Source organism: Pseudomonas mendocina (assembly GCF_900636545.1).
Lineage (GTDB): Bacteria > Pseudomonadota > Gammaproteobacteria > Pseudomonadales > Pseudomonadaceae > Aquipseudomonas > Aquipseudomonas mendocina.
The window spans coordinates 43,890-70,145 of the sequence record NZ_LR134290.1 but is presented as its reverse complement, the minus strand read 5'-3'; the positions used below and the strand labels follow the sequence as shown (position 1 = coordinate 70,145).

The 26,256-nt window shown below is 62.5% G+C and carries 23 protein-coding genes and 2 pseudogenes; 11 read left to right on the top strand and 14 right to left on the bottom strand.

The window, feature by feature from the left end; translation table 11 throughout:
* Nucleotides 1-69 precede the first annotated feature (69 nt).
* The 6 genes from EL191_RS00280 to EL191_RS00255 form a co-directional block, all read right to left on the bottom strand.
* The gene (locus tag EL191_RS00280; RefSeq protein WP_394298136.1) at nt 70-1,323 is read right to left on the bottom strand and encodes a virulence factor family protein; all 1,254 of its coding nucleotides are present in this window, start codon (nt 1,321-1,323) and stop codon (nt 70-72) included.
* A 1-nt stretch (nt 1,324) separates the two neighbouring features.
* Nucleotides 1,325-3,961 (bottom strand): bifunctional lysylphosphatidylglycerol flippase/synthetase MprF, encoded by a 2,637-nt coding sequence (gene mprF, locus EL191_RS00275; protein WP_041975678.1) that lies wholly within the window; start codon nt 3,959-3,961, stop codon nt 1,325-1,327.
* 119 nt (nt 3,962-4,080) lie between these two features.
* Nucleotides 4,081-4,347 (bottom strand): PilZ domain-containing protein, encoded by a 267-nt coding sequence (locus EL191_RS00270; RefSeq protein ID WP_013713203.1) that lies wholly within the window; start codon nt 4,345-4,347, stop codon nt 4,081-4,083.
* A gap of 129 nt (nt 4,348-4,476) precedes the next feature.
* Nucleotides 4,477-5,364, bottom strand: a complete 888-nt coding sequence (locus EL191_RS00265; protein WP_041975676.1) for a lysophospholipid acyltransferase — start codon at nt 5,362-5,364, stop codon at nt 4,477-4,479.
* 55 nt (nt 5,365-5,419) lie between these two features.
* The gene (locus EL191_RS00260; protein WP_013713201.1) at nt 5,420-6,028 is read right to left on the bottom strand and encodes a pyridoxamine 5'-phosphate oxidase family protein; all 609 of its coding nucleotides are present in this window, start codon (nt 6,026-6,028) and stop codon (nt 5,420-5,422) included.
* The gene (locus EL191_RS00255; protein ID WP_013713200.1) at nt 6,025-6,579 is read right to left on the bottom strand and encodes a DNA-3-methyladenine glycosylase I; all 555 of its coding nucleotides are present in this window, start codon (nt 6,577-6,579) and stop codon (nt 6,025-6,027) included. The genes EL191_RS00260 and EL191_RS00255 overlap by 4 nt, the downstream gene beginning before the upstream one ends.
* Nucleotides 6,580-6,750: 171 nt before the next feature.
* On the opposite strand from EL191_RS00255, the gene glyQ reads away from it, so the two are divergent.
* The 11 genes from glyQ to EL191_RS00200 all read left to right on the top strand — a co-directional run bounded on the left by glyQ (nt 6,751) and on the right by EL191_RS00200 (nt 18,356).
* Complete coding sequence (gene glyQ, locus EL191_RS00250; RefSeq protein ID WP_041975674.1) at nt 6,751-7,698, top strand: glycine--tRNA ligase subunit alpha; 948 nt, start codon at nt 6,751-6,753, stop codon at nt 7,696-7,698.
* A complete protein-coding gene (gene glyS / locus EL191_RS00245; RefSeq protein WP_041975672.1) occupies nt 7,695-9,749 on the top strand; it encodes a glycine--tRNA ligase subunit beta in 2,055 nt (684 codons plus the stop codon). The genes glyQ and glyS overlap by 4 nt, the downstream gene beginning before the upstream one ends.
* A gap of 80 nt (nt 9,750-9,829) precedes the next feature.
* Nucleotides 9,830-10,366: a D-glycero-beta-D-manno-heptose 1,7-bisphosphate 7-phosphatase gene (gene gmhB / locus EL191_RS00240; RefSeq protein ID WP_172825370.1), complete on the top strand. Its 537-nt coding sequence runs from the start codon at nt 9,830-9,832 to the stop codon at nt 10,364-10,366.
* Nucleotides 10,367-10,379: 13 nt separating this feature from the next.
* Complete coding sequence (locus EL191_RS00235) at nt 10,380-11,147, top strand: lysophospholipid acyltransferase family protein (protein WP_013713196.1); 768 nt, start codon at nt 10,380-10,382, stop codon at nt 11,145-11,147.
* A 277-nt stretch (nt 11,148-11,424) separates the two neighbouring features.
* Complete coding sequence (locus tag EL191_RS00230) at nt 11,425-12,030, top strand: CDP-alcohol phosphatidyltransferase family protein (RefSeq protein WP_013713195.1); 606 nt, start codon at nt 11,425-11,427, stop codon at nt 12,028-12,030.
* A gap of 26 nt (nt 12,031-12,056) precedes the next feature.
* On the top strand, nt 12,057-13,811 hold the full coding sequence (locus EL191_RS00225) for a bifunctional alpha/beta hydrolase/class I SAM-dependent methyltransferase (protein ID WP_041975670.1): 1,755 nt from the start codon (nt 12,057-12,059) through the stop codon (nt 13,809-13,811).
* Nucleotides 13,811-15,148, top strand: a complete 1,338-nt coding sequence (locus EL191_RS00220; protein WP_174447335.1) for a phosphatase PAP2/dual specificity phosphatase family protein — start codon at nt 13,811-13,813, stop codon at nt 15,146-15,148. Before EL191_RS00225 ends, EL191_RS00220 begins: the two co-directional genes overlap by 1 nt.
* A complete protein-coding gene (locus EL191_RS00215; RefSeq protein WP_041975666.1) occupies nt 15,138-15,572 on the top strand; it encodes a hypothetical protein in 435 nt (144 codons plus the stop codon). The genes EL191_RS00220 and EL191_RS00215 overlap by 11 nt, the downstream gene beginning before the upstream one ends.
* A 9-nt stretch (nt 15,573-15,581) precedes the next feature.
* Nucleotides 15,582-16,202, top strand: a complete 621-nt coding sequence (locus tag EL191_RS00210) for a lysophospholipid acyltransferase family protein (protein WP_013713191.1) — start codon at nt 15,582-15,584, stop codon at nt 16,200-16,202.
* 1 nt (nt 16,203) lies between these two features.
* Complete coding sequence (locus tag EL191_RS00205; protein ID WP_041975664.1) at nt 16,204-17,136, top strand: phosphatidate cytidylyltransferase; 933 nt, start codon at nt 16,204-16,206, stop codon at nt 17,134-17,136.
* Nucleotides 17,137-17,204: 68 nt separating this feature from the next.
* Entirely contained in the window at nt 17,205-18,356 is a 1,152-nt protein-coding gene (locus tag EL191_RS00200) for a GGDEF domain-containing protein (protein ID WP_041975662.1), read from the top strand.
* 347 nt (nt 18,357-18,703) lie between these two features.
* Here the strand turns inward: EL191_RS00200 and EL191_RS00195 are convergent, their stop codons facing one another.
* The 8 genes and pseudogenes from EL191_RS00195 to EL191_RS00165 all read right to left on the bottom strand — a co-directional run bounded on the left by EL191_RS00195 (nt 18,704) and on the right by EL191_RS00165 (nt 26,251).
* Nucleotides 18,704-19,063: a hypothetical protein gene (locus EL191_RS00195; RefSeq protein ID WP_126403448.1), complete on the bottom strand. Its 360-nt coding sequence runs from the start codon at nt 19,061-19,063 to the stop codon at nt 18,704-18,706.
* A gap of 75 nt (nt 19,064-19,138) precedes the next feature.
* Nucleotides 19,139-19,489 carry a hypothetical protein gene (locus EL191_RS00190; RefSeq protein ID WP_126403447.1) on the bottom strand — a complete coding sequence of 117 codons (351 nt, stop codon included), beginning with the start codon at nt 19,487-19,489 and terminating at the stop codon, nt 19,139-19,141.
* Between the two features lie 3 nt (nt 19,490-19,492).
* Nucleotides 19,493-19,777: pseudogene (locus tag EL191_RS24720) on the bottom strand (HNH endonuclease); the annotation flags it as partial.
* An 84-nt stretch (nt 19,778-19,861) separates the two neighbouring features.
* Nucleotides 19,862-20,254, bottom strand: a pseudogene (locus EL191_RS24450) (RHS repeat-associated core domain-containing protein); the annotation flags it as partial.
* 126 nt (nt 20,255-20,380) lie between these two features.
* Nucleotides 20,381-20,956, bottom strand: coding sequence for an imm11 family protein (locus tag EL191_RS00180; RefSeq protein WP_126403446.1), 576 nt, complete (start codon nt 20,954-20,956; stop codon nt 20,381-20,383).
* Nucleotides 20,953-21,237 (bottom strand): AHH domain-containing protein, encoded by a 285-nt coding sequence (locus EL191_RS00175; RefSeq protein ID WP_080764236.1) that lies wholly within the window; start codon nt 21,235-21,237, stop codon nt 20,953-20,955. The genes EL191_RS00180 and EL191_RS00175 overlap by 4 nt, the downstream gene beginning before the upstream one ends.
* A 139-nt stretch (nt 21,238-21,376) precedes the next feature.
* Complete coding sequence (locus EL191_RS00170) at nt 21,377-21,781, bottom strand: immunity 22 family protein (protein WP_041975658.1); 405 nt, start codon at nt 21,779-21,781, stop codon at nt 21,377-21,379.
* Nucleotides 21,782-26,251, bottom strand: a complete 4,470-nt coding sequence (locus EL191_RS00165) for an RHS repeat-associated core domain-containing protein (RefSeq protein WP_232005501.1) — start codon at nt 26,249-26,251, stop codon at nt 21,782-21,784. It lies immediately after the preceding gene.
* Nucleotides 26,252-26,256: the final 5 nt, after the last annotated feature.

Here is a 26,256-nt window from a genome sequence, read left to right as displayed (position 1 = left end):
GCCGTTTCCGTAGGAGCGGCTTTAGCCGCGATCTTTCGCGGATGAATCCGCTCCTACAAGGACGTGCTCTTAAGGCTGCTGCCGCGCCTTGATCGCCGCCAGCATCTTCTGCGCCAGCGCGGCGTAATCACCATCGAAGTGGTGCCCACCCTTGATCATCAGGTGCTCGCCCGGGGCACCGGCTTCGGTGCAGCCGCTCTCGACCGCCTCCTCGCTGCCATAGATGCAATACACCTTGGCTGCCGGCACCTTGCGCAGTTCCGGCCCGGTCGGTGCTTCCGCGCCATCCTTGCCAAGCCAGCCGCTGACGGCGATCTCGAAGCTGCCGCTGCGGGCGAAGGCCAGCAGCAATATCGCGTCGACCTGCTGCTGATCACTGGCCGACAGGCGGTTGTAGATCGCCGGCAGCACATCGGCACCGAACGAGTAGCCGGCCAGCACGAAGCGTTTCACCTGCCATTTGTCGCGGTACTGCTGCATCAGCCGCGACAGGTCGGCGGCGCTCTGTTCGGGGCTCTTGTGCTGCCAGTAGTAGCGCAGGGTGTCGATGCCCACCACCGGATAACCGGCGGCGGCCATGTGTTCAGCCGATGCTCGGTCCAGATCGCGCCAGCCACCATCACCGGAATAGAACAGGGTCAGGGTATCGGCCGGTTGCGCCGAGGGATGCTCGATCACTGGCATCGCCGCGCCCTGGCCGGCGAGCAAATGCTGCAACTGATCGGCCAGCAGCGTTGGCAGCGGCGTGCCCAACGTACCGATGCGCGGCTCGCCGTTTTGCTGCTCACGCAGGAAGCGGGCGTTGTCATCACCCGGATTGTCGTTCCACAGGGCGATCCAGTGACCGTGCCCCGCCCTTTGGGGCAGCGGCTCGGCGCAATCGAGTTTGGCCAGGTCGAAGCCGACCGACAGCGCCTGAGCCTGGTCGTCGCTTTGCGCCGCCAGCCAGCGCCAGGCCGAGGCTGCTGCCGGGCCGATACCGGCGACCAGGGTCGGCGCGCCGCCCAGCGCCTCGCTGGCCTGACTGATCAGCTGCTGTTGCGCCTTGCAGTCGCCTGCCACGAAGGGCAATTGCAGCAGGCGCAGATCGCCGCCCTCGGCAAAACGGCGTAGCGTGGTTTCATCCAGCGCCTGCTCGGCCGGCGCGAGTAGCAGTACACGCTGACGCGCTTCGCCCTGGCTCAACAGTTGCGCCGATGTGCCCTGTATCTGCACCGTCTGCAGATGCGGTAGCGCACGCATCGACCACCACCAACCCACAGCGCCTGCAGCCAGAGCCGTAACCAGCAACAACCCACCCAGCGTCCTTGTCGTCCTGCTCATCTCATCGCCTCACCAGTCCACCCAGGCCGCCCGCGATCAACGCTGCGGTGTCGGCCAATGCCACCCAGGGGTCGAGCCCGGCCGGCACGGCCAAATAACGCGGCTCCCACTGCGGCAGGAACTTGTCCTTGAAGCGGCGCAGGCCTTGGAAGTTGTAGAAGTTCTCGCCACGGTCGAACACCATCGCGCCGAGACGCAGCGGCAGCGGCGCACCCTTGCGCGTCTGCAGGCCGGCCAGCGGCACCATGCCGAGACTGAAACGCGCATAGCCCTCGCTCTGAAACTGCTGGATCAGGCCAAGCATGAGAAACTCCATGGTCGACTTCGGCGCATCCGGCAGCACGCGCATCAGATCGAGGCTGGCCACAGCGCGCGTCTCGCATTCCAGCAGGTTGGCGAAGGCCACCGCGCGGCCCTCGAAGCGCACCACCACGACACGAAAATGCGCCAGGTATTCGGGGCTGAAGCGGCCCAGGGAAAACCCCTTCTCGCGCACGTTCTTGCCCTCCAGCCAGGCATCGGAAATCGCCTGCAGCTCCTCCATCGGCACCTGACCGGGCGCGTGGAACTCCAGGCTCAGGCCATCGCGTTGGCCGCGATTCCAGGTGTAGCGCAGGGCTTTCATCTCCTTGCCATTGCTGGCCAGGTCGAAGGTCTTCAGATCCACCAGCGCCTCTTCACCGAGCTTCAGCGCAGTCAGGCCGATATCGATGTAACCGGGCAGGTTCTCCGCGCGCACCTGGTAGAACACCGGCCGCGCATGGTGGCGGTCGCAGAGGTCGCGGAACTGCCAGATCAGCTCGGCACGCGCCGCAGGCGGGCCGATGGGGTCGAACAGTGCCACCAGGCTGCGCCCGCGACGGGCGTACATGAGGAAAGCTTCGCTATCGGGATGGAACAGCAACGCCTTGTCACCACTCAGTGCCAGGCTACCCTCAGGCTGGCGCGAGGCCTGGACGATGGCACGGGCACGCAGCAACGCATCCTCGTCCGGCAGGCTGATACTTGGCGGCGTGGCGCGCAGCAGCCAGGTCAGGCTGACCGCCAGCAGCACCAGGGCACTGCCCAGCGCCGCCCGCAGGCCACGCGGAGCGTTGGCATCCAGCTCGAACTGCCACCACAACTGGTGGCTGTAGGCGACATCCTGATAGGCGAACAGCAGCAGCCACACCGAGGCAGCGATCACCCCGACCGTGGCGGCCAGCGCCAGGCCGGATGCCGGTACATCCATCAGCCGGCTACGCCGGTAGAACTCGCGGCGAAACAGCGCCAGCAAGCCGGCGATGGCCGCCAGGGCCAGAGCCTCCGGCCAGTCGAAGCCCTTGAGCAGCGACAACACCACGCCCAGGCAGAGCAGCACCAGAGTCAGTGCCCAGGCTGCCGACAGGCGCCGGCGCAGCCCTTGCGCCAGCAGCAGACAAAGCGTGCCGACCAGGCTGGCCGCCAGGTGCGAGGCGGCGATCAATTGCGGCGGCATGAGAAAACCCAGGGCCTCCAGATGCTCGTCCACAGTGGGCGTTACCCCGGAGAACAGCAGCACCGCGCCAGCGCAGAACACCAGCAGCGCCAGCAGTGGTACCGCCATACCACTGGCCATGCGCGCCACTTGCCGCGGGAACCACAGGCGACGCGCCTCGGCAGCCAGCAGCAGGAGCCCGGCCGCCACCAGTGGCAGCACCACATAGAGCAGGCGATAGAGGAGCATGGCCGCAACTAACCCGGCCGGGTCGATGCGCGAGGAAAAGGCCGCCAGCAGCACCGCCTCGAACACCCCGACACCGCCCGGCACATGGCTCAGCACACCGGCTGCCAGCGCCAGCATGTAGATCAGCACGAAGGAGGAAAAAGGTGGTGCCTCGGGCAGCAACAGGTACAGCACGCTGGCGGCAATCAGTACATCCAGGCTGCTGATCAACAGCTGCGTCAAACTCATGCGCAAGCCCGGCAGACGCAGGCTGAAACGTCCCAGATCGACCTGCCAGCAGCCAGGGGCGGGGCGCTCGGCCAGGCGTTTACGGCTGACCAGCAGCACCACGGCCGCGGCGGCGACCAGCACGGCGACGGCCACGACTGCCAGCACCGGCTCGGAAAGACGCAGCGCGGCCGAGGCATCCTCAAGGTCGAACAGGGCCGCCAGCGCCGCGAGGATCGGCAGGCTGACACCCAGCGACAGGCTGGCGAACAAGCTCATGCGTGCCACATCGCCCGCGCTCAGCCCATTGCGCCCGTATAGGCGATAGCGCACCGAACCGCCGGACAGCGCCGACAGGCCCACGGCGTTACCGATGGCGAAAGCGCAGAAGCCGCCCAGCGCCAGGGTCGGCGGCGGCAGGTCGACGTCGGCATAGCGGCTGGCCGACCACTCGTAGGCGAGCATCACCGCAAAGCCCAGCACAGTGGCCAGCAGGGCGCCGAACAGCGCCTGCGGCGACACCGCCGCCAGGGATTCGCGGACCTGATCCGGGTTGATCTCGCGCACCAGGTGCCAGCAGGCAACCAGCGCCAGGCCGAACAACAGCAGCGAGAGACCAAGGCCGATCAGGTGGCGGTTGCCTTGCAGCCAGCCAGGTTGAGAAGAAGAAAGCAGATCAGGCGCATCAGCGCCCTGGGCGGGAAGTTCGGGTACCGCTCGACTCATGTCGAAAACGCCTCTGATGGACGCCACCTCGGAGTGAGGCCTTGATCAGAGCACAGATGTAACAAAATGTTCCATTTATCCGAAACATTCGTTGCGAACGTCCGGCCCGGCTATGCCGTTCAGGCTTCGCCGAGAAACCGCAGGCCGGCTCCTTCGGCGTCCACGCGCATCACTTCCATCTTCAATACCGGCGCAGGAAAGGGCAGATCCTGCACCTGGCCGGTGACCTCGGTGCCGACTGTCAGGCTGGTCATGTCCGGGTGCTTCACATAGACACCGCTATCGGACAGGTCACGGGTCTGCGCCAGCAGCTCACCAAAGCTGGGGTGGCTGATCTTGATCCGGCACTTCATCGGGGTACGCACCTGCTGACGCTGGTTCGGCATGACAGCTCCATGTGATTGGACGAGCGATGTCGCCTTTAATAGCGCATTCGCGTCCAGGCGCCCAGCATGTGGCAGAAAAAAGGCGCCATCGAGGCGCCTTCGTTCATCATCGTGCTCACTGGCAGTACGTCAGTACCACTTGGCCTCGCCGTCCGGGCGTTTCTTGAAGCGCTTCATGCTCCACATGTATTGGCTCGGGTAGTTGCGCACGTAGCGCGATACCACTTCGCTCATGGCCGCCACGCCTTCTTCGACGTTCTCGCTGTACATGCCTTCGGGCGCCGCCTCGAGGATCACCTTGTAGCCGCTGCCATCGGGCAGACGCAGCGCATGCAGGAACACACCGACCGCCTTGCCACCGGTAAGCATGCCGGGGACGAACTTGCTGGTCAGCGCCGTGGTGCCGAGGAAGGGAACGAAAACACCCGACGAACGGCTCGGTTCCGGGTCAGCCGGAATACCCACGGCGCCGCCCTTGCGCACTTCCTTGATGACACTGAGGATGCCTTCCTTGGTCGACGGCGCGACGCGATTACCCATCTGCACGCGCTGCTGCTGCAACAGCTCGTCGACCGCCTTGAGCTTCGGCGGGCGGTAGAAAATGATCGGTTTGCACTGGTTGCAGTAGAAGTGGTTGAGCACTTCCCAGTTGCCCAGGTGGCTGGTGATGCCGACCACGCCCTTGCCCGAGGCCAGGGCCTTCTCCAGCACCTCCAAGCCTTCCACTTCGCGAATCAGCTTGAGCGATTTCTGCGCCGGCCAGATCCAGGCGCAGGCGCTTTCGGTCAGGGTCTTGCCGATGTCCTTGAGGCTCTGCCCGACCAGTTTGTCCAGCTCGGCCTGGTTAAGCTCGGGGAAGCACTTGCTCAGGTTGATGCGCACCACGTCGCGCGAGCCATTCGGCAGCTTCCACATCAGCCAGCCGATGGCGTTGCCCACGGCCTGCACGGCGCGCCAGGGCAGCAGTGCGAACAGGCGCAGGAAACCCACCACCAGGGCGCCCTTGAGTTTTTCCACAACAGACTCCAACCGCTCAGAAAAGCGCCAATTGTAGCGGCGCATGGCGGACCAGTCAGTACAGGCTCGTCCGAAGGCGTTGCTGCAGGTCTCGCTCGTAAGCCTCGACATCGAACTCGTCATAGATGCAGCGGAAGATATCACCAGCACTGGGCAGACTGGCGCGCTCGACCTGGCGCGAGACATCCCACAGTCCGGAACGCACCGCCGCCTTGGAGCACTGGAAGTAACAGCTGTCGATGCGGATACGCAGCACGCTACGTGGCAGTTTGCCCTGAGCCCGACCCAGTTCCAGCAACTCGGGATCGAGGGAGATTTCGGCGCGGCCGTTGACTCGCAAGCTCTCGCCGACGCCCGGAATCAGGAATAACAGCGCCACCTGTGGGTTCAGGACGATATTGCGCAGGCTGTCGATGCGGTTGTTACCCGGGCGATCCGGCAATAGCAGGGTCTGGTCGTCGAGGATGTGCACGAAGCCCGGTGCATCACCCCGCGGCGAACAGTCCAGGCCATCCGGGCCAGCGCTGGCCAGCACCACGAAGGGCGAGGCCTGGATCAGCGCGCGGTAGGGTTCGATCAGCCGCGGCAGCTCCTTGCGCCGCGAGCGCTCGTGGCTGTCGCCGTAAACGGCCTGCAGTTCGTCCAGGGTGGTGATGGTGGTCATGAGCCCTTCAGTTGCGCGTAGCGGTCGCAGTCAGTGGAGTGGTCCATCACCATACCCGTGGCCTGCATGAAGGCATAGCAGATGGTCGGCCCGACGAAGTTGAAACCGGCCTTGCGCAACGCCTTGCTCATCGCCTCGGCCTCGGGCGTCACCGCCACCATCTGGCTGCGGTCGCTGAAGTGGTTGATCTTCGGCGCGCCGCCGACGAACGACCAGAGCCAGGTTACCGGGTCTTCCAGCTTCAGCCAGGCCTGGGCGTTCTGCCGCACGGCCTTGAGCTTGAGGCGGTTGCGGATGATGCCGGGGTCCTGCATCAGAACCTCGATTTCCTCGTCACTGAGGCGCGCCAGACGCTCCGGATCGAAGCCGTGCAGCACCTGCCGATAACGCTCGCGCTTCTTCAGCACGGTGATCCACGACAGCCCGGCCTGCGCGCCTTCGAGCAGCAGCATCTCGAACAGTTGCCGGGCATCGCGCTGCGGCACGCCCCACTCCTCGTCGTGGTAGGCCTGGTACAGCGGATCGTCGGTACACCAGAAGCAACGGGGCATGGCGAAAAGCCTCGGTCAGGATGAAGCGGCGACTATAACCACAAAATAGCTGGATATAAATACAGTCACTAGCAACAAGGGATGATGCCGATGTGCCGTACCCTGCGGCTTGCGCCGAGTTTCGATATACTCCCCGGCTTTCCCTCGCAAGCCTCCACAGGTGATTTTTTCGTGAGCCAGAACAAGCCTGCCGTGCGCACCTTCCAGGACCTGATCCTGGCCCTGCAGAACTACTGGGCCGAGCAGGGCTGCGTGGTGCTGCAACCCTACGACATGGAAGTGGGCGCCGGCACCTTCCACACCGCCACCTTCCTGCGCGCCGTCGGCCCGGAGACCTGGAACGCCGCCTATGTGCAGCCTTCGCGTCGCCCGACCGATGGCCGCTACGGCGAGAACCCCAACCGCCTGCAGCACTACTACCAGTTCCAGGTGGTCTTGAAGCCCAATCCGGAGAACTTCCAGGAGCTGTACCTGGGTTCGCTGAAGGCCATCGGCCTCGACCCGGAAGTGCATGACATCCGCTTCGTCGAAGACAACTGGGAATCGCCCACACTCGGCGCCTGGGGCCTGGGCTGGGAAATCTGGCTCAACGGCATGGAAGTCACCCAGTTCACCTACTTCCAGCAGGTTGGTGGCATCGAGTGCTACCCGGTGACCGGCGAGATCACCTACGGCCTGGAGCGCCTGGCCATGTACCTGCAGGGCGTCGACTCGGTCTACGACCTGATCTGGACCGACGGCCCGTTCGGCACCGTGACCTACGGCGACGTGTTCCACCAGAACGAGGTGGAGCAGTCCACCTACAACTTCGAGCACGCCAACGTCGAGAAGCTATTCGAGCTGTTCGACTTCTACGAGAGCGAAGCCAACCGTCTGATCGAGCTGCAACTGCCGCTGCCGACCTACGAGATGGTGCTCAAGGCCTCGCACACCTTCAACCTGCTCGACGCACGCCGCGCCATCTCGGTGACCGCGCGCCAGCAGTACATCCTGCGCGTGCGTACCCTGGCGCGCGCCGTGGCGCAGAGCTACCTGCAGGCCCGCGCCCGACTCGGCTTCCCCATGGCCACCCCCGATCTGCGTGACGAAGTACTGGCCAAGCTGGAGGCGCAAGCATGAGTGCGAAAGATTTCCTGGTCGAACTGGGCACCGAAGAGCTGCCACCGAAGGCCCTGAAGAGCCTCGGCGATGCCTTCCTCGCCGGTATCGAGAAAGGCCTCAAGGCCGCCGGCCTGGGCTATGCAGCGAGCCGCGTGTACGCCGCGCCGCGTCGCCTGGCGGTGCTGATCGAGCAGCTCGAGGAGCAGCAGGCCGACCGCAGCATGAACCTCGACGGCCCGCCCATCCAGGCCGCCTTCGACGCCGACGGCAACCCGACCCAGGCCGCTCTGGGCTTCGCCCGCAAGTGCGGCGTGGACATCGCCGAGATCGACCGCAGCGGGGCGAAACTGCGCTTCGCCCAGCACATCCCCGGCCAGCCGGCGGTGAGCCTGCTGCCGACCATCGTGCAGGACTCGCTGGACGACCTGCCGATTCCCAAGCGTATGCGCTGGGCCGCCCGCCGCGACGAATTCGTGCGCCCGACCCAGTGGCTGGTGATGCTGTTCGGTGACGCCGTGGTCGACTGCGAGATCCTTGCGCAAAAAGCCGGTCGCGTCTCCCGCGGCCACCGCTTCCACGCCAACCGCGATGTGCGCATCAGCAGCCCGGCCAGCTACGCCGAAGACCTGCGCAGCGCCTACGTGCTGGCCGATTTCGCCGAGCGCCGCGAGATCATCAGCCGCCGCGTCGACGAACTGGCCGCCGCCGAGCAGGGCACGGCCATCGTGCCGCCGGCACTGCTGGATGAAGTCACCGCGCTGGTCGAATGGCCGGTGCCGCTGGTCTGCTCGTTCGAGGAGCGCTTCCTCGAGGTGCCGCAGGAAGCACTGATCAGCACCATGCAGGACAACCAGAAGTACTTCTGCCTGCTCGATGCGAACGGCAAGCTGCTGCCGCGCTTCATCACCGTGGCCAACGTCGAGTCCAAGGACCCGGCGCAGATCGTCTCCGGCAACGAGAAAGTCGTGCGTCCGCGCCTGACCGACGCCGAGTTCTTCTTCAAGCAGGACAAGAAGCAGAAGCTCGAAGGCTTCAACCAGCGCCTGGCCAACGTGGTATTCCAGGCCCAACTCGGTTCGGTATTCGACAAGGCGCAACGGGTATCGGCGCTCGCCGGTTTTATCGCCCGCGAAGTCGGTGGCGACGCCCAACGCGCCGCCCGTGCCGGCCTGCTGTCCAAGTGCGACCTAGCCACTGAGATGGTTGGCGAATTCCCCGAGATGCAGGGCATCGCCGGTTACTACTACGCGCTCAACGACGGTGAGCCGCAGGACGTCGCCCTGGCCCTGAACGAGCAGTACATGCCGCGCGGCGCCGGTGCCGAACTGCCAAGCACCCTGACCGGTGCGGCCGTGGCGGTGGCCGACAAGCTCGACACCCTGGTCGGCATCTTCGGTATCGGCATGCTGCCGACCGGCTCGAAGGATCCCTACGCCCTGCGCCGTGCCGCCCTCGGCGTGCTGCGCATCCTGATCGAGAAGGGCCTGGATCTGGATCTGGCCGCTGCAGTCGACTTCGCTGTCGCCCAGTACGCCGGCAAGGTCAAGACCGACGGCCTGGCCGCCCAGGTGCTGGAATTCATCTTCGACCGCCTGCGTGCGCGCTACGAAGACGAAGGCATCGAAGTCGCCGTGTACCAGGCCGTACGTGCGGTGAACCCGACCTCGCCGCTGGACTTCGACCAGCGTGTGCAGGCCGTTCAGGCCTTCCGCAAGCTGCCGCAGGCCGCTGCCCTGGCCGCCGCCAACAAGCGCGTGTCGAACCTGCTGAGCAAGGCCGAAGGCGGCGTCGCCGCCCAGGTCGAGGCGCACTACTTCGATAACCCCAGCGAATTCGCCCTGCACGCCGCCATCCAGCAGGCCGACCATGCGGTACAACCGCTGGCCGCTGCGCGTCAGTACAGTGAGGCCCTGGCCAAGCTGGCCAGCCTGCGCGAGCCGGTGGACGCCTTCTTCGAAGCGGTGCTGGTCAACGCCGAAGACCCGCGCGTGCGCGCCAACCGCTACGCCCTGCTGGCCCGTCTGCGCGGGCTGTTCCTCGGCGTGGCGGATATTTCGGTGCTGGGCTGACGCCCACTGGCTACAGGCTTCAGGCCACAGGCTGCAGGCAATGCAGCCGGGCCTGCGGCCTGTGGCTTGCAGCCTAAGGCCTGTTCATGAAGTTACTCATCCTCGACCGCGACGGTGTCATCAACCAAGACTCCGACGCCTATATCAAGACGCTCGACGAATGGATTCCGATCCCCTCGTCGATCGCCGCTATCGCACGCCTGTCCAAGGCGGGCTGGACGGTGGCCGTGGCCACCAACCAGTCCGGCATCGCCCGTGGCTATTACGACCTGGCGACCCTGGAGTCGATGCACGCGCGCCTGCGCCAGCTGGTGGCCGAGCAGGGCGGCGAAGTCGGCCTGATCGTCCACTGCCCGCACGGCCCGGATGATGGCTGCGAGTGCCGCAAGCCAAAACCGGGCATGCTCAAACAGATCGCTGCGCACTACGCCACGGATCTGGCAGGAATCTGGTTCGTCGGCGATACCAGCGGTGACCTGCAGGCCGCGCTGGCCGTCGATTGTCAGCCTGTGCTGGTGAAAACCGGCAAGGGCGAACGTACCCTGGCCAAGCCGTTGCCGCCAGGAACCCTGGTATTCGACGATCTGGCGGCTGTCGCCGATCGACTGCTCTCATAAGGTGCGAAGCTTCATGGCGATCCTGCAGGCTTTCAGAGTCACGCTTTTCTACCTGCTGCTGTCGTCCAGCTCGTTCTTCTGGTGCCTGATCAGCCTGGTGGTCGCCCCCTTGCTGCCATTCCGCCAACGCTACCGCTTCGTCGTCCAGGCCTGGTGCAGCTGCGCGGTGTGGCTGGCCAAGGTGATCGTCGGCATCCGCTATGACGTGCGTGGCGTGGAAAACATCCCCGAGCGCCCCTGCGTGATCCTCGCCAACCACCAGAGCACCTGGGAAACCTTCTTCCTCTCCGCCTATTTCGAGCCGCTGTCACAGGTGGTCAAGCGCGAGCTGCTGCGCGTGCCGTTTTTCGGCTGGGGCATGGCGCTGCTCAAGCCCATCGCCATCGACCGCAGCAACCCCAAAGCCGCACTCAAGCAGTTGGCCAAGCAGGGCGACGAGCGTCTCAAGCAGGGCGCCTGGGTACTGGTATTCCCCGAAGGTACACGCATTCCCCCAGGGCAGATCGGCAAGTTTTCCCGTGGCGGCACGGCCCTGGCGGTGAATGCCGGCCTGCCGGTACTGCCCATCGCGCACAATGCCGGCGAGTTCTGGCCCAAGGCGGGCTGGGGCAAACGCTCGGGCACCATCCAGGTGATCATCGGCAAGCCGATGTACGCCGAAGGCGAGGGCCCGCGCGCCATCGCCGAACTCAATGAACGTGCCTTCCAGTGGGCCTGCCAGCAGCAGGCCGAACTGCGGGGCGAAGAACCGCAGCTGAGCCGCCTGGGCGAAACGGCCTGATCTGTGGATAAGCTGTGCAGCAAATGCAATCAAAGCGCCATCATCGCTTCTATCTAGCTGATTTACCGGGCGAATCGACCGCGCTAGGAAAATCTCGTAACAGGGTATAAGTTGTGGCGAGGCGCTTCGCCACAACGACCCTCGGGGCTGCTCACTGCGAGTGTGTAAAAGCCAGAGCGCATCAACCCCTGACACGCATTGATACAAGCCTCGACGAGCGCACAGTCTCGCCCGCTACGATGGCCGATGATTGGATCAGTAAAGGGAATTCACTGCCATGCCGTCGATCTACCAGCTCAAACCGGCCTTCCAGAATCTGCTGCGCCCCGGCGTTGAACGCCTTTACGCGCGCGGCGTCACCGCCAACCAGGTGACCCTGGCCGCGGCCGTGGTCTCCGTGCTGCTCGGCGCCCTGCTCGCAATCTTCAGCCACATCATCTGGCTATTCGCCCTGATCCCCCTGTGGATGCTGCTGCGCATGGCGCTCAATGCCGTCGACGGCATGCTCGCACGTGAGTTCGGCCAGCAATCGAAGCTCGGCGCCTACCTCAACGAACTCTGCGACGTGATCGCCGACAGTGCCCTGTATCTGCCCTTCGCCCTGTTGCCTGGCGTCTCGCCGCTGCTGGTGATCCTGGTGGTAGTGATGGCGGTGATCAGCGAATACGCCGGCGTGCTCGGCCCCATGGTCGGCGCCTCGCGACGCTATGACGGGCCGATGGGCAAGAGTGATCGCGCCTTCTGCTTCGGTGTGATCGGTGCAGGCGTCGCCACGGGCCTGCTGCCTGCCTTGTGGATCAACCTGGCGCTGGCGCTGATTCTCGCTCTACTGCTCTATACCCTCTACAACCGCGTTCGCCACGGGCTGGCCGAAACGGCCTGAACCTTTTCAAGGAATAAGGAGATTCCATGCGCCCCGTCCAACTGCATACCTTTGCCACCCACGACGGTGTAGAGCTGAGCTATCGCCACTGGCCGGCGACTGTGTCCGCGGACGGCCCGCGCCAGGCAGTGGTGCTTTTCCATCGCGGCCATGAGCACGGCGGGCGCATGGCCCACCTGGTGGACGAGCTGGACCTGCCGCACTACGACTTCTTCGCCTGGGATGCCCGTGGCCATGGCCTCTCGCCCGGCGCGCGCGGCGACAGCCCGAGCTTCGCCACCAGCGTGCGTGACGTGCAGACCTTTATCGAGCATATCGGCGCCCAACACGGCATCGCCGAAGAGGACCTGGCGGTGGTGGCGCAAAGCGTCGGCGCGGTAATCGTCTCCACCTGGGCCCATGACTACGCGCCCAAGGTGCGCTGCCTGGTGCTCGCCTCGCCGGCCTTCAAGGTCAAGCTCTACGTGCCTTTCGCCCGGTCCGGGCTGAAACTGCTGCATGCCTGGCGCGGCAACTTCTTCGTCAACAGCTACGTCAAGGCCAAGTTTCTCAGCCACGATCCCGAGCGTATCGCCTCCTTCGAAAACGACTCGCTGATCGCCCGGCCGATTTCGGTGACCATGCTGCTCGGCCTGTACGAAGCGGCCGACCGCGTCGTCGCCGACGCCCAGGCGATCCAGGTGCCGACCCAACTGCTGATCTCCGGCGCCGACTTCGTCGTCCATCGCAAACCTCAGGAAGACTTCTTCGAGCGCCTCGGCAGCCTGCGCAAGGAGAAACACCTGCTGCCTGGCTTCTTCCACGACACCCTGGGTGAACGTGACCGCGCCCACGCCCTGAGCCGCGCGCGGCGCTTTATCCTGCGCAACTTCGAGGAGCCTCTGACTCGTCCTTCGCTGCTTGACGCCGACCGCCTGGGTGCCACCTGCGCCGAAGCCGAGGAGCTGGCCGCGCCGCTGCCGAGAAACTCGCTGCGCGACCTCTACTGGCGCGCCACTCGCGCCGGCATGCGCCTGGGCAGCACGCTGTCGGCCGGGGTCAAGCTTGGCTTCGACACCGGCTTCGATTCCGGCAGCACCCTCGATTACGTCTACCGCAACCAACCGACCGGCAAGGGCGCACTGGGCCGGCTGATCGACCAGAACTACCTGGACTCCATCGGCTGGCGTGGCATCCGCCAGCGCAAGCTGCACGCCGAAGAGCTGCTGCGCCTGGCCATGGCCCGACTGCGCGAGGCGAACAAGGCGGTGCGTATCGTCGATATTGCCGCCGGCCATGGCCGCTACATCCTCGAATCGTTGGAAGGTCAGCAGCAGCGCCCCGATTCGATCCTGCTGCGCGACTACAGCGACATCAACGTGCGCGACGGCAATGCGCTGATCGAGCAGAAGGGCCTGGGCGACATCGCCCGCTTCGTCAAAGGCGATGCCTTCGACCGTGACGATCTCGCCGCACTCGAACCGAAGCCAACCCTGGCAGTGGTCTCCGGCCTGTATGAACTGTTCGGCAGCAACCAGATGGTCGGCGACTCGCTGGCCGGGCTGGCAGCGGCAGTCGAGGAGGGCGGTTATCTGGTCTACACCGGCCAGCCCTGGCACCCGCAGCTGGAGCTGATTGCCCGCGCCCTGACCAGCCATCGCGGTGGCCAGGCCTGGGTCATGCGCCGGCGCAGCCAGGCTGAGATGGATCAACTGGTGGAAGCGGCGGGCTTTCGCAAGGTGGCGCAGCGCATCGACCAGTGGGGCATCTTCAGTGTGTCCCTGGCACAACGGGTGAAGTGATGGAGCACGCCCGCGGACAAGGATTGTGGAAGCGCGGCGTACTCTGGCTGATGTTGCTCGGCCCGCTGTTCTTCGCCAGCTACGGTTTCGCCAACTGGATCAGCGGGCAGCGCGATGACGTCGGTAGCCTGGTCTTCGCCTGGGAACCACAGATCCCGTTGTGGCCCTGGACCATCGTGCCGTACTGGTCGATCGACCTGCTCTACGGCCTGTCCTTCCTGCTGCCGGCCTGCCGCCGCGAGATGGATCGCCATGCCCTGCGCCTGCTCGCCGCGCAGGTCATCTGCGTCGCCTGCTTCCTGCTCTGGCCGCTGCGCTTTACCTTCGAGCGGCCACCGCTGGACGGCACCTTCGGCCTGATGTTCGACGTACTGATGGGCTTCGACAAACCCTTCAACCAGGCGCCGTCGCTGCATATCACCCTGTTGGTGATCATCTGGGCGATGTTCGCCAATCACACGCGCAACCTGTGGCTACGCGGTTTGCTGCACCTGTGGATGGCGCTGATCGGCATTTCCGTACTGACCACCTGGCAGCATCACTTTATCGACGTACCCACCGGGGCGCTGGCCGGCTTCTTCTGCTTATGGTTATTGCCGCTGCAGGGCGATACGCCGCTGAAGCAGATACGCCTGGCCAGCGATCCTCGCCGTTGGCGACTGGCGCTGCGCTACAGCCTCGGAGCGCTGCTGTGCACGGCGCTGGCGGTCAATCTGGGTGGCGCCTGGCTCTGGCTGTTCTGGCCCGCCGTTGCCCTGGCGATGGTCGCGCTCAACTACCTGCTGTTCGGCGCTGGCGGCTTCCAGAAGCAGGCCGACGGGCGCCTCAGCCCGGCCGCCACGATCTTGCTTGCTCCCTATCTGCTCGGCGCCTGGGTCAATTCGCGGTTGTGGACGTTGCGCCAGCCGGCGCCTTGCCAGGTGGTAGAGGGCATTTACCTTGGCCGCCTGCCGGGCACGGGCGATCTCGATGACTATGCCGCCGTGGTCGACCTGTGCGCCGAACTGCCGCTGCTGCGCACACCGCGTGCCTACTGCAGTCTGCCGTCACTGGATCTGGTGGCGCCGGATGCACTGACCTGCCAGCGCGCTGCCGAGGCCATCGAACGGCTGCGTCATAACGGCCCGCTGCTGGTGTGCTGCGCCCTGGGTTATTCGCGCAGCGCCACAGCCGTGGCCGCCTGGCTGCTGTATAGCGGCCGCTGCCAGAGCGTCGAGTCCGCCGTAGAGCTGATCCGCCAGGCCCGACCACAGGTCGTACTCGGCCCGCAGCATCTGGCAGCGCTGCAGGCCATGCTCGACGTGGGCACCGAACTGGAGGTCGCTCATGCAGGCTGATCTGCTGCTGGTCGCCGCGCTGCTACGACGCGGGCGCAGCCTCGATCATTTTTCCAGCGCGCTGAGTCTAGTCGCTGTGGCCTTCGGCCTGGCGCCATGGCTGGGTGCACCGCCAAGCCTGATGCTGGCGCTGCTCTGCGCAGCGCTGCTGGTCGCCGGCCTGGCCGAAAAATACTGGGCGCTGCGTGTGGCGCTGGATGCCGAGCTGTTCCAGCGCCTGGCCGAATCCGGCGACCAGCTCGACAGCCAGACCCATGCCCTGGATCAGGCGCTACAGAATCTGGGGCTGCAAAATGCGCAACAGGCTGACCGCAGCTGGAGCCTGCGCGCTCAGGGCGCACTCGGCCTGCTACGCAAACAGGCGCTGTGTCTGCTGCTACAGGTCACAGTCGTTGTGCTCGGAATCTTCATCGTTTTCGCTTAAGGAGTCGCCATGCTCGCCGCATTGACCGCTTTCGCCATCACCTCGGCGGCTCGCCTGCTGACCGGTGCCCGAGCCTTGTGGCTCGGCAGTACCGCGCAGGCGACGCAGCGCCTGTACTACGCCAACCACAGCAGCCATGGCGACTTCGTCCTGCTCTGGGCGTCGCTGCCGCCGGAGCTGCGCAAGCGTACCCGACCGGTGGCTGGCGCCGACTACTGGCAGAAGCCGGGCGTACGCAGCTTCCTGATCAATAACGTATTCAATGGCGTGCTGGTCGACCGCGAGCGCAAGGAAGGCACCAACCCGTTGCAGGCGATGCTCGATGCGCTGGATGGAGGTGACTCGCTGATCATCTTCCCCGAGGGCACGCGCAACCTCGGCGACGAGCCGCTGCTGCCGTTCAAGAGTGGCCTCTATCACCTAGCCCAGGCGCGCCCCGACGTGGAGCTGGTGCCGGTGTGGATCGCCAACCTGAATCGGGTGATGCCCAAGGGCCGCGCGCTGCCGCTGCCTCTGCTGTGCACCCTGAGTTTCGGCGCCGCGCTGGAGCCCATCGAGGGGGAGGGCAAGGACGCCTTCCTGGAACGCGCACGCAACGCCCTGCTGGCACTGGCACCCGAGGAGGCCTGAGATGGATCGCAATACCCTGCTGCTATTCGCCGGTATCGGTGCCCTGCTCCTGCTGGCCAGCCTGGTCGGCTTCGTCCTCAAGCGGCGCAGTGGCGATCAGCCGAACCCGGTGATCGACAATCTCAATGCGCGGATCAACGCCTGGTGGGTAATGGTGCTGGTGATCGGCATCGCCTTCCTGTTCGGCAACATCGGCGTCGTGGTGCTGTTCTACTTCGTGTCCTTCTACGCCCTGCGCGAGTTCATGACGCTGACACCGACAAGGCGTAGCGATTATCCAGCACTGGTGGCGGCCTTCTACTTTGCCCTGCCCATGCAGTATCTGCTGATCGCCCTGGATTGGTACGGCCTTTTCGCCATCTTCATCCCGGTGTACCTGTTCCTGCTGCTGCCGATCCTCGCCTCGCTGGGCGGTGATACCACGCGCTACCTCGAGCGCGCGGCCAAGGTGCAGTGGGGCTTGATGATCGCCGTGTACTGCATCTCCTCGGTACCCGCGCTGCTGACCCTGGACATCCCCGGCTACGAGGGGCGCAACCTGCTGCTGATCGCCTGGCTGATCATCGTCGTGCAGCTTTCCGACGTGCTGCAGTACGTATGCGGCAAGCTGTTCGGCAAACACAAGATCGCGCCCAACCTGTCACCGTCAAAAACCGTGGAAGGCTTTATCGGCGGCGTGGCCCTGGCAACGTTGATCGGCGCGACCCTGTGCTGGATCACCCCCTTCGCCTTCTGGCAGGCCGCACTGTTCGCCCTGTTGGTCTGCCTGCTCGGCTTCGCCGGCGGCCTGGTGATGTCGGCGATCAAGCGCGACCGTGGCGTGAAGGACTGGGGCCACATGATCGAGGGCCATGGCGGTATGCTCGACCGTCTCGATTCCGTATGCTTCGCCGCGCCCGTGTTCTTTCATATGGTGCGTTACTGGTGGGCCTGAGCCTAGGCCAGCACGGGGATTGTGGATTGCACTAGAGTCAATTCAGACCAGAAAACAAGAAGGCTGACATGATCGCCCACACCCAGACACTGTTCGGAGCCGTCGCACTGGTCGCAGTGATCATGGGCAGCTGTCTGATCCTGGTCGGCCAGCTGCGTCATCGCGACGGCATGCTCACCACCGGGTTGGGCATGCTATCCCATGCACTGGCCTATATCGGCTTTACCCTGTTCGGGCTGGCTTCGATGTGGCTGACCTATGTACTGGCCAACACGCTGCTGTCCACGGCTCTGGCGTTCTACACCGTCAGCCTGCCGCTGATCCACGGCCGGCACCCGCCCTGGCGGCTGGCCTTTGCCTTCCCGCTGCTGCTAGGCGTGCTGCTCAGCCTGCTGATCGATACTCAGGAACCCCGCCAGTTAGTGGCCTGCCTGCTGCTGTTCAGCCAATGCCTGGTGATTCTGCATCTGAGCCGTCGCCATGCGGTGCCCGGTGGGCGCGCCCATCGCATCCTGATGATCGGCGCAGGTATCAGCCTGTTCGGCCTGGGTATTCGCGTGGTGGTCATCCTCAGCGGCGCGCCGGTGGAGATGCACTACGACGTCAGCAATCTGAAGCAGACCGTATCGGTCGCCCTCGGCGCCGCCACCATCATCATGTTCTCCTTCGGCCTGGTGCTGCTGTCGCGCGAGCGCATCGAATCGGAGCTACGCCAGACCGCCCTGCGCGACACGCTTACCGGATTGCCCAATCGCCTGGCGATACTCGAACAACTCACCGACGAGCTGGAGCGCGCCCGCCGCCAGCACACGCCGCTGTCCATCGCCATGCTCGATCTGGATCACTTCAAGCTGATCAACGACAGCCACGGCCATCTGGTCGGCGATGCCGTACTCAGGCACTGCGCGAACCATCTGCAGCAACGGCTGCGGCGTAACGACAGCATCGGTCGTTATGGTGGTGAGGAATTCCTGCTAGTCCTGCCTGGTACCTACGCTGACGGCGCGCTTGAGCTGGTCGATCAGCTACGCCAATCCCTGACCCAGCACCCGGCGCAGAATGACAGCAAGACCATTGCCCTGAGCTTTAGCGCCGGTGTTTACGGCAGCAGCAACTCCATCGCCGAGGACATCACCGGCATGCTGCTGAAGGCCGACACCGCGCTCTATCGCGCCAAGCACGCCGGGCGTAATACACAGGTCCTGGCTACGGCGGACTGAGGAAACGGGCTCAGATTTACTGGTGATTTCTGGAAGGCCAAAAACTTTCTTCTGACAGACCTGAGTCAGGCCTGGCTACCAGCGTTCAGCGTCGCCTGACTTTCCTGCAAGCAACAAAAACCCGCCGAAGCGGGTTTTTTAAGACCTTCCGACATCCTGTCGTTTGCCGTCCTGGCGCGGTCTGTCTTCCATGACTCGGGACATCCAGTTCCCGGTAGGTGTGAGTAGATTAACCAGCCCACGGCCGCGGCGGGAGAGGTCCGTTGCGCTTCGACGTGTAAGCCTTTCGCCATAGTGGCAATCGCAAAAGATCCTGATTTGAGCCTGACGCTAATCAGATGGCAGCTTTACTCGTCCACAAACACGCCACACAGATCAATCACGAAGCGCGCAGGTTGCGCTTCTCCTGCAGCGACAACGATGAACACCGAGTGGTTGTCGTCTCGACCAGTAACGCGTTGCACGTACAGAGCAAGATTTGCTTGCTTGTACGCGGGCGTATCGCCCGGAAAATCCATATGTTTTCTTGCGCCAGGAATCAGACCTACCAGCGCATCGGCCTGCCGTTCACCCAGCTCCCATAAATACTGGACCTGCCGATTGTCGAAGAGCACTGGTCCGAAATCTGACACATCCAATATTGAGCTGAACATGTAGAAATCGCTTTCAGCGCCATCGAATAGTCGTTTTTTAACAGGATTACTCATGATTGCTTAATAAAAATGGGGTAAATTTCTTTTCGGGCCCGCACCACCAGTGGCCGAAAAGAAATCTGCTCTTTTTCAGGCGCTTAAGAAAGTATCATTTTCTCTATAGAAATTTATTGCGCCTCTGATTTTTTCTAAAGGTGCGTTTTTACCACCACTCAGATTGAGCAATATACCTTCTAACGTGCTTGTCAGTAGCCACGGATATAGATCTTGATCTTCCAATCCTTTAGGTAAGAAAGCACCATTTTCAGATTCATACACTTCATCATCAGCAAGCTCGTCTATCTCTTCTTCTGTGATTATATAAAACTCATTACTCTGTGAAGAGTTATTCCACTTCTCCATATTGGTATATATCCACTCTTCCTGGCTCTCTGCCTGGAAGGTTTTTACTAATTCTTCAAGAGATCTAAATTTTTTCATATTTTACCTACAAATTGAGCCGCCGCCCCACTTATTTCTGCCGCCGCGGCTAGAAGGGTGGTAATCCTTATGCCTAGAATTATGGTCCTTTGAATCTACTAACTGAAGTAGCCCGCCGACATTTTCGTGGTGATGCCATGTCAAGCTAGCAGGTGCGGTACCTTTAAAAGCACCGCGTTTCCCTGGTGAAACGTGCGCAAAAGTTCCCGGATACTTTGACTCTATTTGAGCCATAAGACTCGGATTATTTTTCATCTGATAGTAAAGCTGGCGATTCGATTCCTGAAAATGCTTATAGTCGCTGAGACGATACATATCCTTGGGAAGCCTTGCCTCACCAAACACATCGTATACGCCCGGGTTGTTGCTGACCCACCCCCACGGATCCACCCACCCATACGGTTCCGGCGCATACTGGAACAGGTTGATCCCACCCGCCAACCCAATCGGATCCGGGCTGATAAACCGTCCGATATCCGGATCGTAGAACCTGAAAGGTGTTGTAGTGCAGCCCGGTTTCGCGGTCCAGGTACTGGCCCTGGAAGCGCAGGTTCTGCTCTTCGACGAAGAAGCTTTCCTGCGTTTCGGCCAGGGTGTTGCCCCAGACCTGTAGCGGGCCTGCCAGATGCAGCGGCCGTCGTCTTCGGTGAGTTGCTGCGGTAACCCGTTCGGATCGGTGTGGTAGTAGCGCAGGCGCGCATGTTCGCCCTGGCCATCGACGCGCGCCAGCGGGTCGTAGCTGCCTTCGTCGTAGAGGTAAAGGCTATGCCGGCCGTTGAAATCAATGGGGTCGAATCAATGACTCTGACCCCATTGATCCCTTTCTGAATGCAGCCCGCCTCACCTCGGAGAAAAGTTGACCTGAATCGTGATCTGTCCCTCCTGAATGTTCTAATAAACATCCACTCCATGATGTGCATCAAGCAAAGAAAGTCCGGAAATTTTTGAGCGCGTCAATGCCTCACCGAGTTCAGATGATACAAAGATTTCACCGAGGGATTCTTGGGCACGAACAATAGACGCCCCTTCTAAACACTTCTCGGGAAGTGAGTGCACATGATAAAAGCGCAAGCCGTATTCTGGCATTCCGTCAATAGTTGGTCGGTAGTCAGATCTAGCCAGATCAAAGCAAGGCTTTTTAGTTAAAATATTTAAAACAAAGTATCCATCGAGCATTTGCCCATCAATCATCACACTAGCGGGACTGAGCTCAACTTGATCTGTATGCGCTTTAATTACCTCCGCCATACGCTGAGAGATCAATGGAGGTCCATCGCTTTGTATATAATCAAGTCTCTTGAGTTTCTCTATATCTATTTTTTTTCTATTTGAGAATTTTGCCGTTACGGTCTCTGATACCGGATGGCACTTTCTAAACTCCGTAAGGTCTGTGCTGGCGTCATGATCGTATATGAGTGAGAGCTTCTCTGGATAGTCCTCGCTCACCCTAAGTAAATACATATTCATCCTCCGCACCGCATGGTTCTAACAGAATTTTTATTTAGTCGCGTTTTCCCACTTCTCAAGCCCGCTCGCTCATTCTTAATCACACCATTTACGGCGCTTTTATACTGATCTGGCGTCCATTTGTTTGACTTTCCGACTGCCAAAATATCATCAAGCTGTCGTTGAATCGAGGCGTTGTAACCTGGATGAGACCCCTTATGAATTGTTCTGGTTGGGTGAACACTTTCATTCGTCGGCAAATAAATAATATTGCGGCTACTTAGAAAGATATTTTCCTTCATAATTAACTCCTACCCATTAACAGCGCCCAGCTTTGGATTTAGTAAAAAAGGTGACTAAAAAAGGGGACAGATTTATTTATTGGCTAAAAACACTGGTAGCCGAAAATAAATCTGTCCCCTTTTGAATCCTTCCGCCTGCCTAACTCTCCTTAAAAACACCTATATATTTTAGACCGTTATAACTATCCTTGATCGGCTTCTTAAGCACAAGATCAGCATCTTGATACCAAAAAATCGCATTAGCTTTTTTTATACCCAAAGCATCACAGCGAGCTTTGGCTACCGGTAGCTCATCATCATCTATAGCAGCTTCCGCCAAAATATCATCTAAAGAGACTTCCTGTTCTCGACGAGGAATGATGCCTATAAAGTCTTCGTCATACCAAACGATACCGATATCCTTGCAAAAACCACAGAGTTTATAACTCGGATCATCAAAGTCCCCTTCAACAGAGTAGTCAAGCTCAAAGTAGCTCATATACTCTTCTTCTTTTGAGAAATTGCTTCCTACCCAGATATGAATAGCTTTAGCTTCATCAGACATTTAAGAGCACCTGCTTAATTTCATATGTTTCCTATGATGTCTTGCAATGATCATCTTAGCTTCTCTTTTGCTAGTCGCCTGCTTTAGATCTGCAATTAACTTGTTATGGAAGTATCGACCTGCACTACTACCATGATGTGACCCGTTTGGTATCGGCCTGCCCTTGGAGTCAGTAACATTAATAAATGTAATTCTCTTGGTTTCCACAACGTACCTCTTCAACTCTTGGGCGGTAAAACCAAGCTCTTTTGCTTTAGCCGCAAGTGAAACTGGGAACATTTCATGCATTTTACCTGCGCCACGCAGGGCTCCTGTCACTGCCGTTTTATTACTGTTGATATCATCCACAGATGCAGCATTGAACCAGTCATCAAATTTCCCGTGAGCCCAGGGAGCCCACCCCCACGGATCCACCCACCCATACGGCTCCGGCGCGTACTGAAACAGGTTTATCCCACCCGCCAACCCAATCGGGTCCGGGCTGATAAACCGGCCGATATCCGGATCGTAGAACCTGAAAGTGTTGTAGTGCAGTCCAGTCTCGCGGTCCAGGTACTGGCCCTGGAAGCGCAGGTTCTGCTCTTCGACAAAGAAGCTTTCCTGCTGTTCGGCCAGGGTGTTGCCCCAAACCTGATAACGGGCCTGCCAGATGCAGCGGCCGTCCTCTTCGGTGAGTTGCTGCGGTAAGCCGTTCGGATCGGTGTGGTAGTAGCGCAGGCGGGCGTGTTCGCCCTGGCCGTCGACGCGCGCCAGCGGGTCGTAGCTGCCTTCGTCGTAGAGGTAGAGGCTGTGCCGGCCGTTGCGGGTTTCGCTGAGCAGGCGCAGGCCGTCCCAGGTGAAGTCGGTCTGGCCGAGCAGCACGCCGTGGGCATCGTAGTGGCTTTTGCCAATACGCCGGCCAAGCGGATCGTAGTGCATGACCACCCGGCTGCCGTCGTTGTTGGTGACTTCCCGCACGCGATGCTCAGCGTCGTAGCTCAGCCGCTGCACCTGGTGACGGCCACTGCGTTTCTCCACCAGGCGGCCGAAGGCGTCGTAACGGTAGCGCTTGTCCTGGTAGGTGAGCAGTTTGTTGTGGCGCACCCAGCCGCTGCTGGCGGCGTCGCCGCCCACCGGGTGCAGCAGGTTGGCAGCGGCGTCGTAGCTGTAGGTTTCCAGATTGCCGCGAATCAGGTCCTGGCTGGCGATGATGCGCCCGCTGGCGTCGTAGTGCAGTTGCTGCTTCTGTTCGCGCTGGCAGGCCGGGTCACGGTCGAGGCGGCCGATCAGGTTGTCGCTGGGATCAAAGGCGTAGCGCCGCTCGGCTTCGGCCGGCAGTTGCACGGGCGTTTCCAGACGCCGACGCAGGCGCGCAGTGAGGCGTCCGGTGCGGTCATATTGGCTACGGGTAACGAGCTGCCCCTGGGTGCGCAGCACCTCGCGGTGCAGGCGGTCGCGCTCGAAGCGGCTGACCAGTTGATCGTCCAGGTTGAGCAGTTGCAGGTGACCGCTGCCGTAGTAAAGGCGGCGGATACGGCGCTGGTCAGGTAGTTGCGTTTCCAGCAGGTTGCCGAGTTCGTCGTAGGCATGCTGCAGGGCACCGGCGGCGCTCTGTTCGCTGAGCAATTGGCCAAGGGCGTCGTAGGCGAAGGCCAGTGACTGCACCTGGCCGTCAGCCGCGGTGAAGTCGATGCCGGTAAGACGGTCGAGTGGGTCGTAGGCGTATTCGGTACGACCGTCATCGGTGTGCTTGGCGATCAGCCGGCCAACGGCATCGCGCTCGAAGCGGTGGATGATCGGCGCCGGCGGCGCCTCAGGGACGCAGCCCAGGCCGGTGCCGTGCGGCGCCGGGGTGTAGGCCAGGCCGATGAGGTTGCCCTGCGGGTCATAGCGGTAATGGCGAGCGCTGTCATCGAGGTCGTGCTGGGCGGTGAGGCGGTCGAGCACGTCCCAGCTGAAGCGGTAGCGCTCGTCGTTCTCGTTGCTCAGGGCGAGCAGGCGGCCATAGGCGTCGTATTCGAAGCCGACGCTGCGGCCCAGGGCATCGATGCGCTGACGGACCTGACCACGGCGGTCGTAACGATAGCGTACGGGCTTGCCGGCAGGGTCGAGGTAGGCGCTGAGCTGGCCGATGGCGTCGCGTTGAAATTCCTCGCAGCGGCCGTCGGCGAGTTGCGTCTGCAACAGGCGGCCCTGGCTGTCGTAGTGGTAGCGGGTGATTTCGCCGAGGGCATCGGTGATCTGCACCAGGTTGCCGCGCTCGTCGTAGGCGAAGCGCGTCGGGTAGCCGGAACAGTCGACCTGCTCGGTGAGCTGGCCGAGGGCGTTCCAGCGCAGGGTCTTGCGCTTGCCGCTGGCGTCGATGATCTCCACCGGCAGGCCGCTGGTGTCGTAGCGGTAGCGGGTGACATGGCCCAGCGGGTCGATCTCGGCAATGCAGTTGCCGCGCTTGTCGTAGCGGTACTGCCAGGCATTGCCGGCGGCGTCGGTCTCGGCTTGCGGCAGCGACCAGTGACCGAGCCATTGGGTGAAGTCGCGACGCCCCAACGGGTCGAGGGTTTCGCAGAGGTTACCGGATTCGTCATAGGCAAATTGCCAACGCGCGCCGTCCGGTGCGACGGCGGCCAGCAGTTGGCGTTCGTCATTCCATTCGAACAGCCAGAGCTGGCCGAGGGCGTCGCGATAGCGGGTGATCTGGTACTGGCTGTTCCAGTGACGTTCGCTGATACGGCCAAGGCCGTCGGTGACCCGGGTGATTCCCGCATCCAGATCGTAATGCAGATGGTATTCATCGCCTTCGTCGGTCCAGTGCCGTGTCACCCGCCATTCGCGGCCATCGGCACCCTGAAACTCGCCCCATTCGTAGAAGCAGCGCAGGCCTGTGGGGCGCTGGTGTTCGATCAGGCGGCGGCCGCTGTCGTAGACGAAGCGACGCAGCAGTTGGCCCTTGTCGTCGCGGACTTCACTGAGATCGCCCTGTGCGTCATAGGCATAAGCGACCAGCACCTCGCGCCGCTCATCGGCGAACAGGCGCTCGACCCGGCCCAGGCGCTGCGGGTGGCGGGCGTCGGCAATCAGTTCGATGCACAGCTGGTTATGGCCATCGCGCACAGCGCGTAGCCGGCCAGCAGTGTCGTATTCGAGCAGCAGGCGGTTGTCGTTGCGATCACCCAGCTTGCTCAGGCGCAGCCGCTGCGGCGCTTCGGGCAGAGGCTCGAACAGGCGGTAGAGACCATCGACGCTTTCCACCAGCAGTGCACCGCTTTCATCGCGGCGGAAGTTCAAACCTTCGCCCGGGCTGTAGCAGGCATCGCCCGGTGGCAGGCTGCCGATCTCGATGGGGCGGCCCTGCTCGTCGATATAGGTCAGCGTTTCGCCGCCCTTCGGGTGGGCGCGTACCTGCACGGCGATCTCGAACGGCAGGCTCCAGCCGGCACCCAGCAGGCCGTCACGACGCTCGTCGCAGCTGCTGTAGAAACGCTGCCACTCGATGGGCATCAGCCCCGGCAGGACGAAGTCGAGGTCGTCGTCTTCACCGAGCACCTTGGCCCCGGTGCTGGCGTGCACCGGGTTGGGTGCACCGCTGCTGGCCGAGCCGAGGGCGTTGGAGATGGCGTTGGTGGCATAGGCGGTGGCGCCACCCATGGCCATGTTGCCAACGAAACCAGCGGCCAGGCAGGGCAGCTTGCTGCACAGCTTGCGCGGGTTACCGCGCAACGCCATGAGCACGGCCAGGGCAAGGCCGATGCCGGGCGTCTTGCCGCTGCGAATCGGCTGCACCACCACGGCGTCGCCACCGATGCGCACGTTCGGCGAAATGTTGCCGCTTTCCACCACCGTGGCCTCGCAGGTGCTGCGATCACCGCTGCGCACTGCCGGCTGGCCTTCGATGCTGACCTTGATCGAGCCTTCGGCCAGCAGCTGCACCGGCATCGGCGGATGCTTCTTGCACTCGATGGCATCCAGCGGGCAGGGGATGACGCCGGGTGCCGGCTGGGCAACGGTGGGGCGCCACATCTCACTGAAGAAGCTCTTGGCCATGTCCAGGAAGCTCGGCTCCGGCTCCTCGGCGGGCGGCGCCTGCTCCAGCTCGGTGCCGGACGGCGCAGCAGCGCTACCCAGCTTGCCAGCGGCGCGCGCGGAAGGCAGGCCATTGGTTTTGGTCTTGTTGGCGCCGGTAACGATCTTGGCCTGAACATTGGGCGGGGAGATGGCATTGCCCAGGCCTTCGCAGAGGGTCGTGAGACCCTTGTCCCAGCCGGTTTTGTTCATGCCGACCCCCACGGCGATCCCAACTACTGCGGCGAGAACAAAGCCACCGAGACCGCCGGTAAGGACGGTCAGGCCGGTGGCGGCGACTACCGCGGCACAGGCCACGGCGGTGATGGCGGCATAAGCCGCCACCTCCAGCACGCCGCCGACGATGTCGGCGAGCAGTGTGGTGTGCAGCAGATCGTCGCCGAGCCGGGCGGCCCAGAGCGCATCAGACATCGCAG

What these genes read in the sequence shown, in the direction of transcription:
- EL191_RS00165 (WP_232005501.1), bottom strand. Translation starts at nt 26,251, where the DNA reads ATGTCTGATGCGCTCTGGGCCGCCCGGCTCGGCGACGATCTGCTGCAC.
- EL191_RS00260 (WP_013713201.1), bottom strand. Translation starts at nt 6,028, where the DNA reads ATGACCACCATCACCACCCTGGACGAACTGCAGGCCGTTTACGGCGAC.
- EL191_RS00215 (WP_041975666.1), top strand. Translation starts at nt 15,138, where the DNA reads ATGCAGGCTGATCTGCTGCTGGTCGCCGCGCTGCTACGACGCGGGCGC.
- EL191_RS00220 (WP_174447335.1), top strand. Translation starts at nt 13,811, where the DNA reads ATGGAGCACGCCCGCGGACAAGGATTGTGGAAGCGCGGCGTACTCTGG.
- EL191_RS00180 (WP_126403446.1), bottom strand. Translation starts at nt 20,956, where the DNA reads ATGAATATGTATTTACTTAGGGTGAGCGAGGACTATCCAGAGAAGCTC.
- EL191_RS00225 (WP_041975670.1), top strand. Translation starts at nt 12,057, where the DNA reads ATGCGCCCCGTCCAACTGCATACCTTTGCCACCCACGACGGTGTAGAG.
- EL191_RS00190 (WP_126403447.1), bottom strand. Translation starts at nt 19,489, where the DNA reads ATGAAAAAATTTAGATCTCTTGAAGAATTAGTAAAAACCTTCCAGGCA.
- EL191_RS00280 (WP_394298136.1), bottom strand. Translation starts at nt 1,323, where the DNA reads ATGAGCAGGACGACAAGGACGCTGGGTGGGTTGTTGCTGGTTACGGCT.
- EL191_RS00235 (WP_013713196.1), top strand. Translation starts at nt 10,380, where the DNA reads ATGGCGATCCTGCAGGCTTTCAGAGTCACGCTTTTCTACCTGCTGCTG.
- EL191_RS00195 (WP_126403448.1), bottom strand. Translation starts at nt 19,063, where the DNA reads ATGAGTAATCCTGTTAAAAAACGACTATTCGATGGCGCTGAAAGCGAT.
- glyS (WP_041975672.1), top strand. Translation starts at nt 7,695, where the DNA reads ATGAGTGCGAAAGATTTCCTGGTCGAACTGGGCACCGAAGAGCTGCCA.
- EL191_RS00175 (WP_080764236.1), bottom strand. Translation starts at nt 21,237, where the DNA reads ATGAAGGAAAATATCTTTCTAAGTAGCCGCAATATTATTTATTTGCCG.
- EL191_RS00210 (WP_013713191.1), top strand. Translation starts at nt 15,582, where the DNA reads ATGCTCGCCGCATTGACCGCTTTCGCCATCACCTCGGCGGCTCGCCTG.
- EL191_RS00170 (WP_041975658.1), bottom strand. Translation starts at nt 21,781, where the DNA reads ATGTCTGATGAAGCTAAAGCTATTCATATCTGGGTAGGAAGCAATTTC.
- mprF (WP_041975678.1), bottom strand. Translation starts at nt 3,961, where the DNA reads ATGAGTCGAGCGGTACCCGAACTTCCCGCCCAGGGCGCTGATGCGCCT.
- EL191_RS00270 (WP_013713203.1), bottom strand. Translation starts at nt 4,347, where the DNA reads ATGCCGAACCAGCGTCAGCAGGTGCGTACCCCGATGAAGTGCCGGATC.
- EL191_RS00230 (WP_013713195.1), top strand. Translation starts at nt 11,425, where the DNA reads ATGCCGTCGATCTACCAGCTCAAACCGGCCTTCCAGAATCTGCTGCGC.
- EL191_RS00205 (WP_041975664.1), top strand. Translation starts at nt 16,204, where the DNA reads ATGGATCGCAATACCCTGCTGCTATTCGCCGGTATCGGTGCCCTGCTC.
- EL191_RS00200 (WP_041975662.1), top strand. Translation starts at nt 17,205, where the DNA reads ATGATCGCCCACACCCAGACACTGTTCGGAGCCGTCGCACTGGTCGCA.
- EL191_RS00255 (WP_013713200.1), bottom strand. Translation starts at nt 6,579, where the DNA reads ATGCCCCGTTGCTTCTGGTGTACCGACGATCCGCTGTACCAGGCCTAC.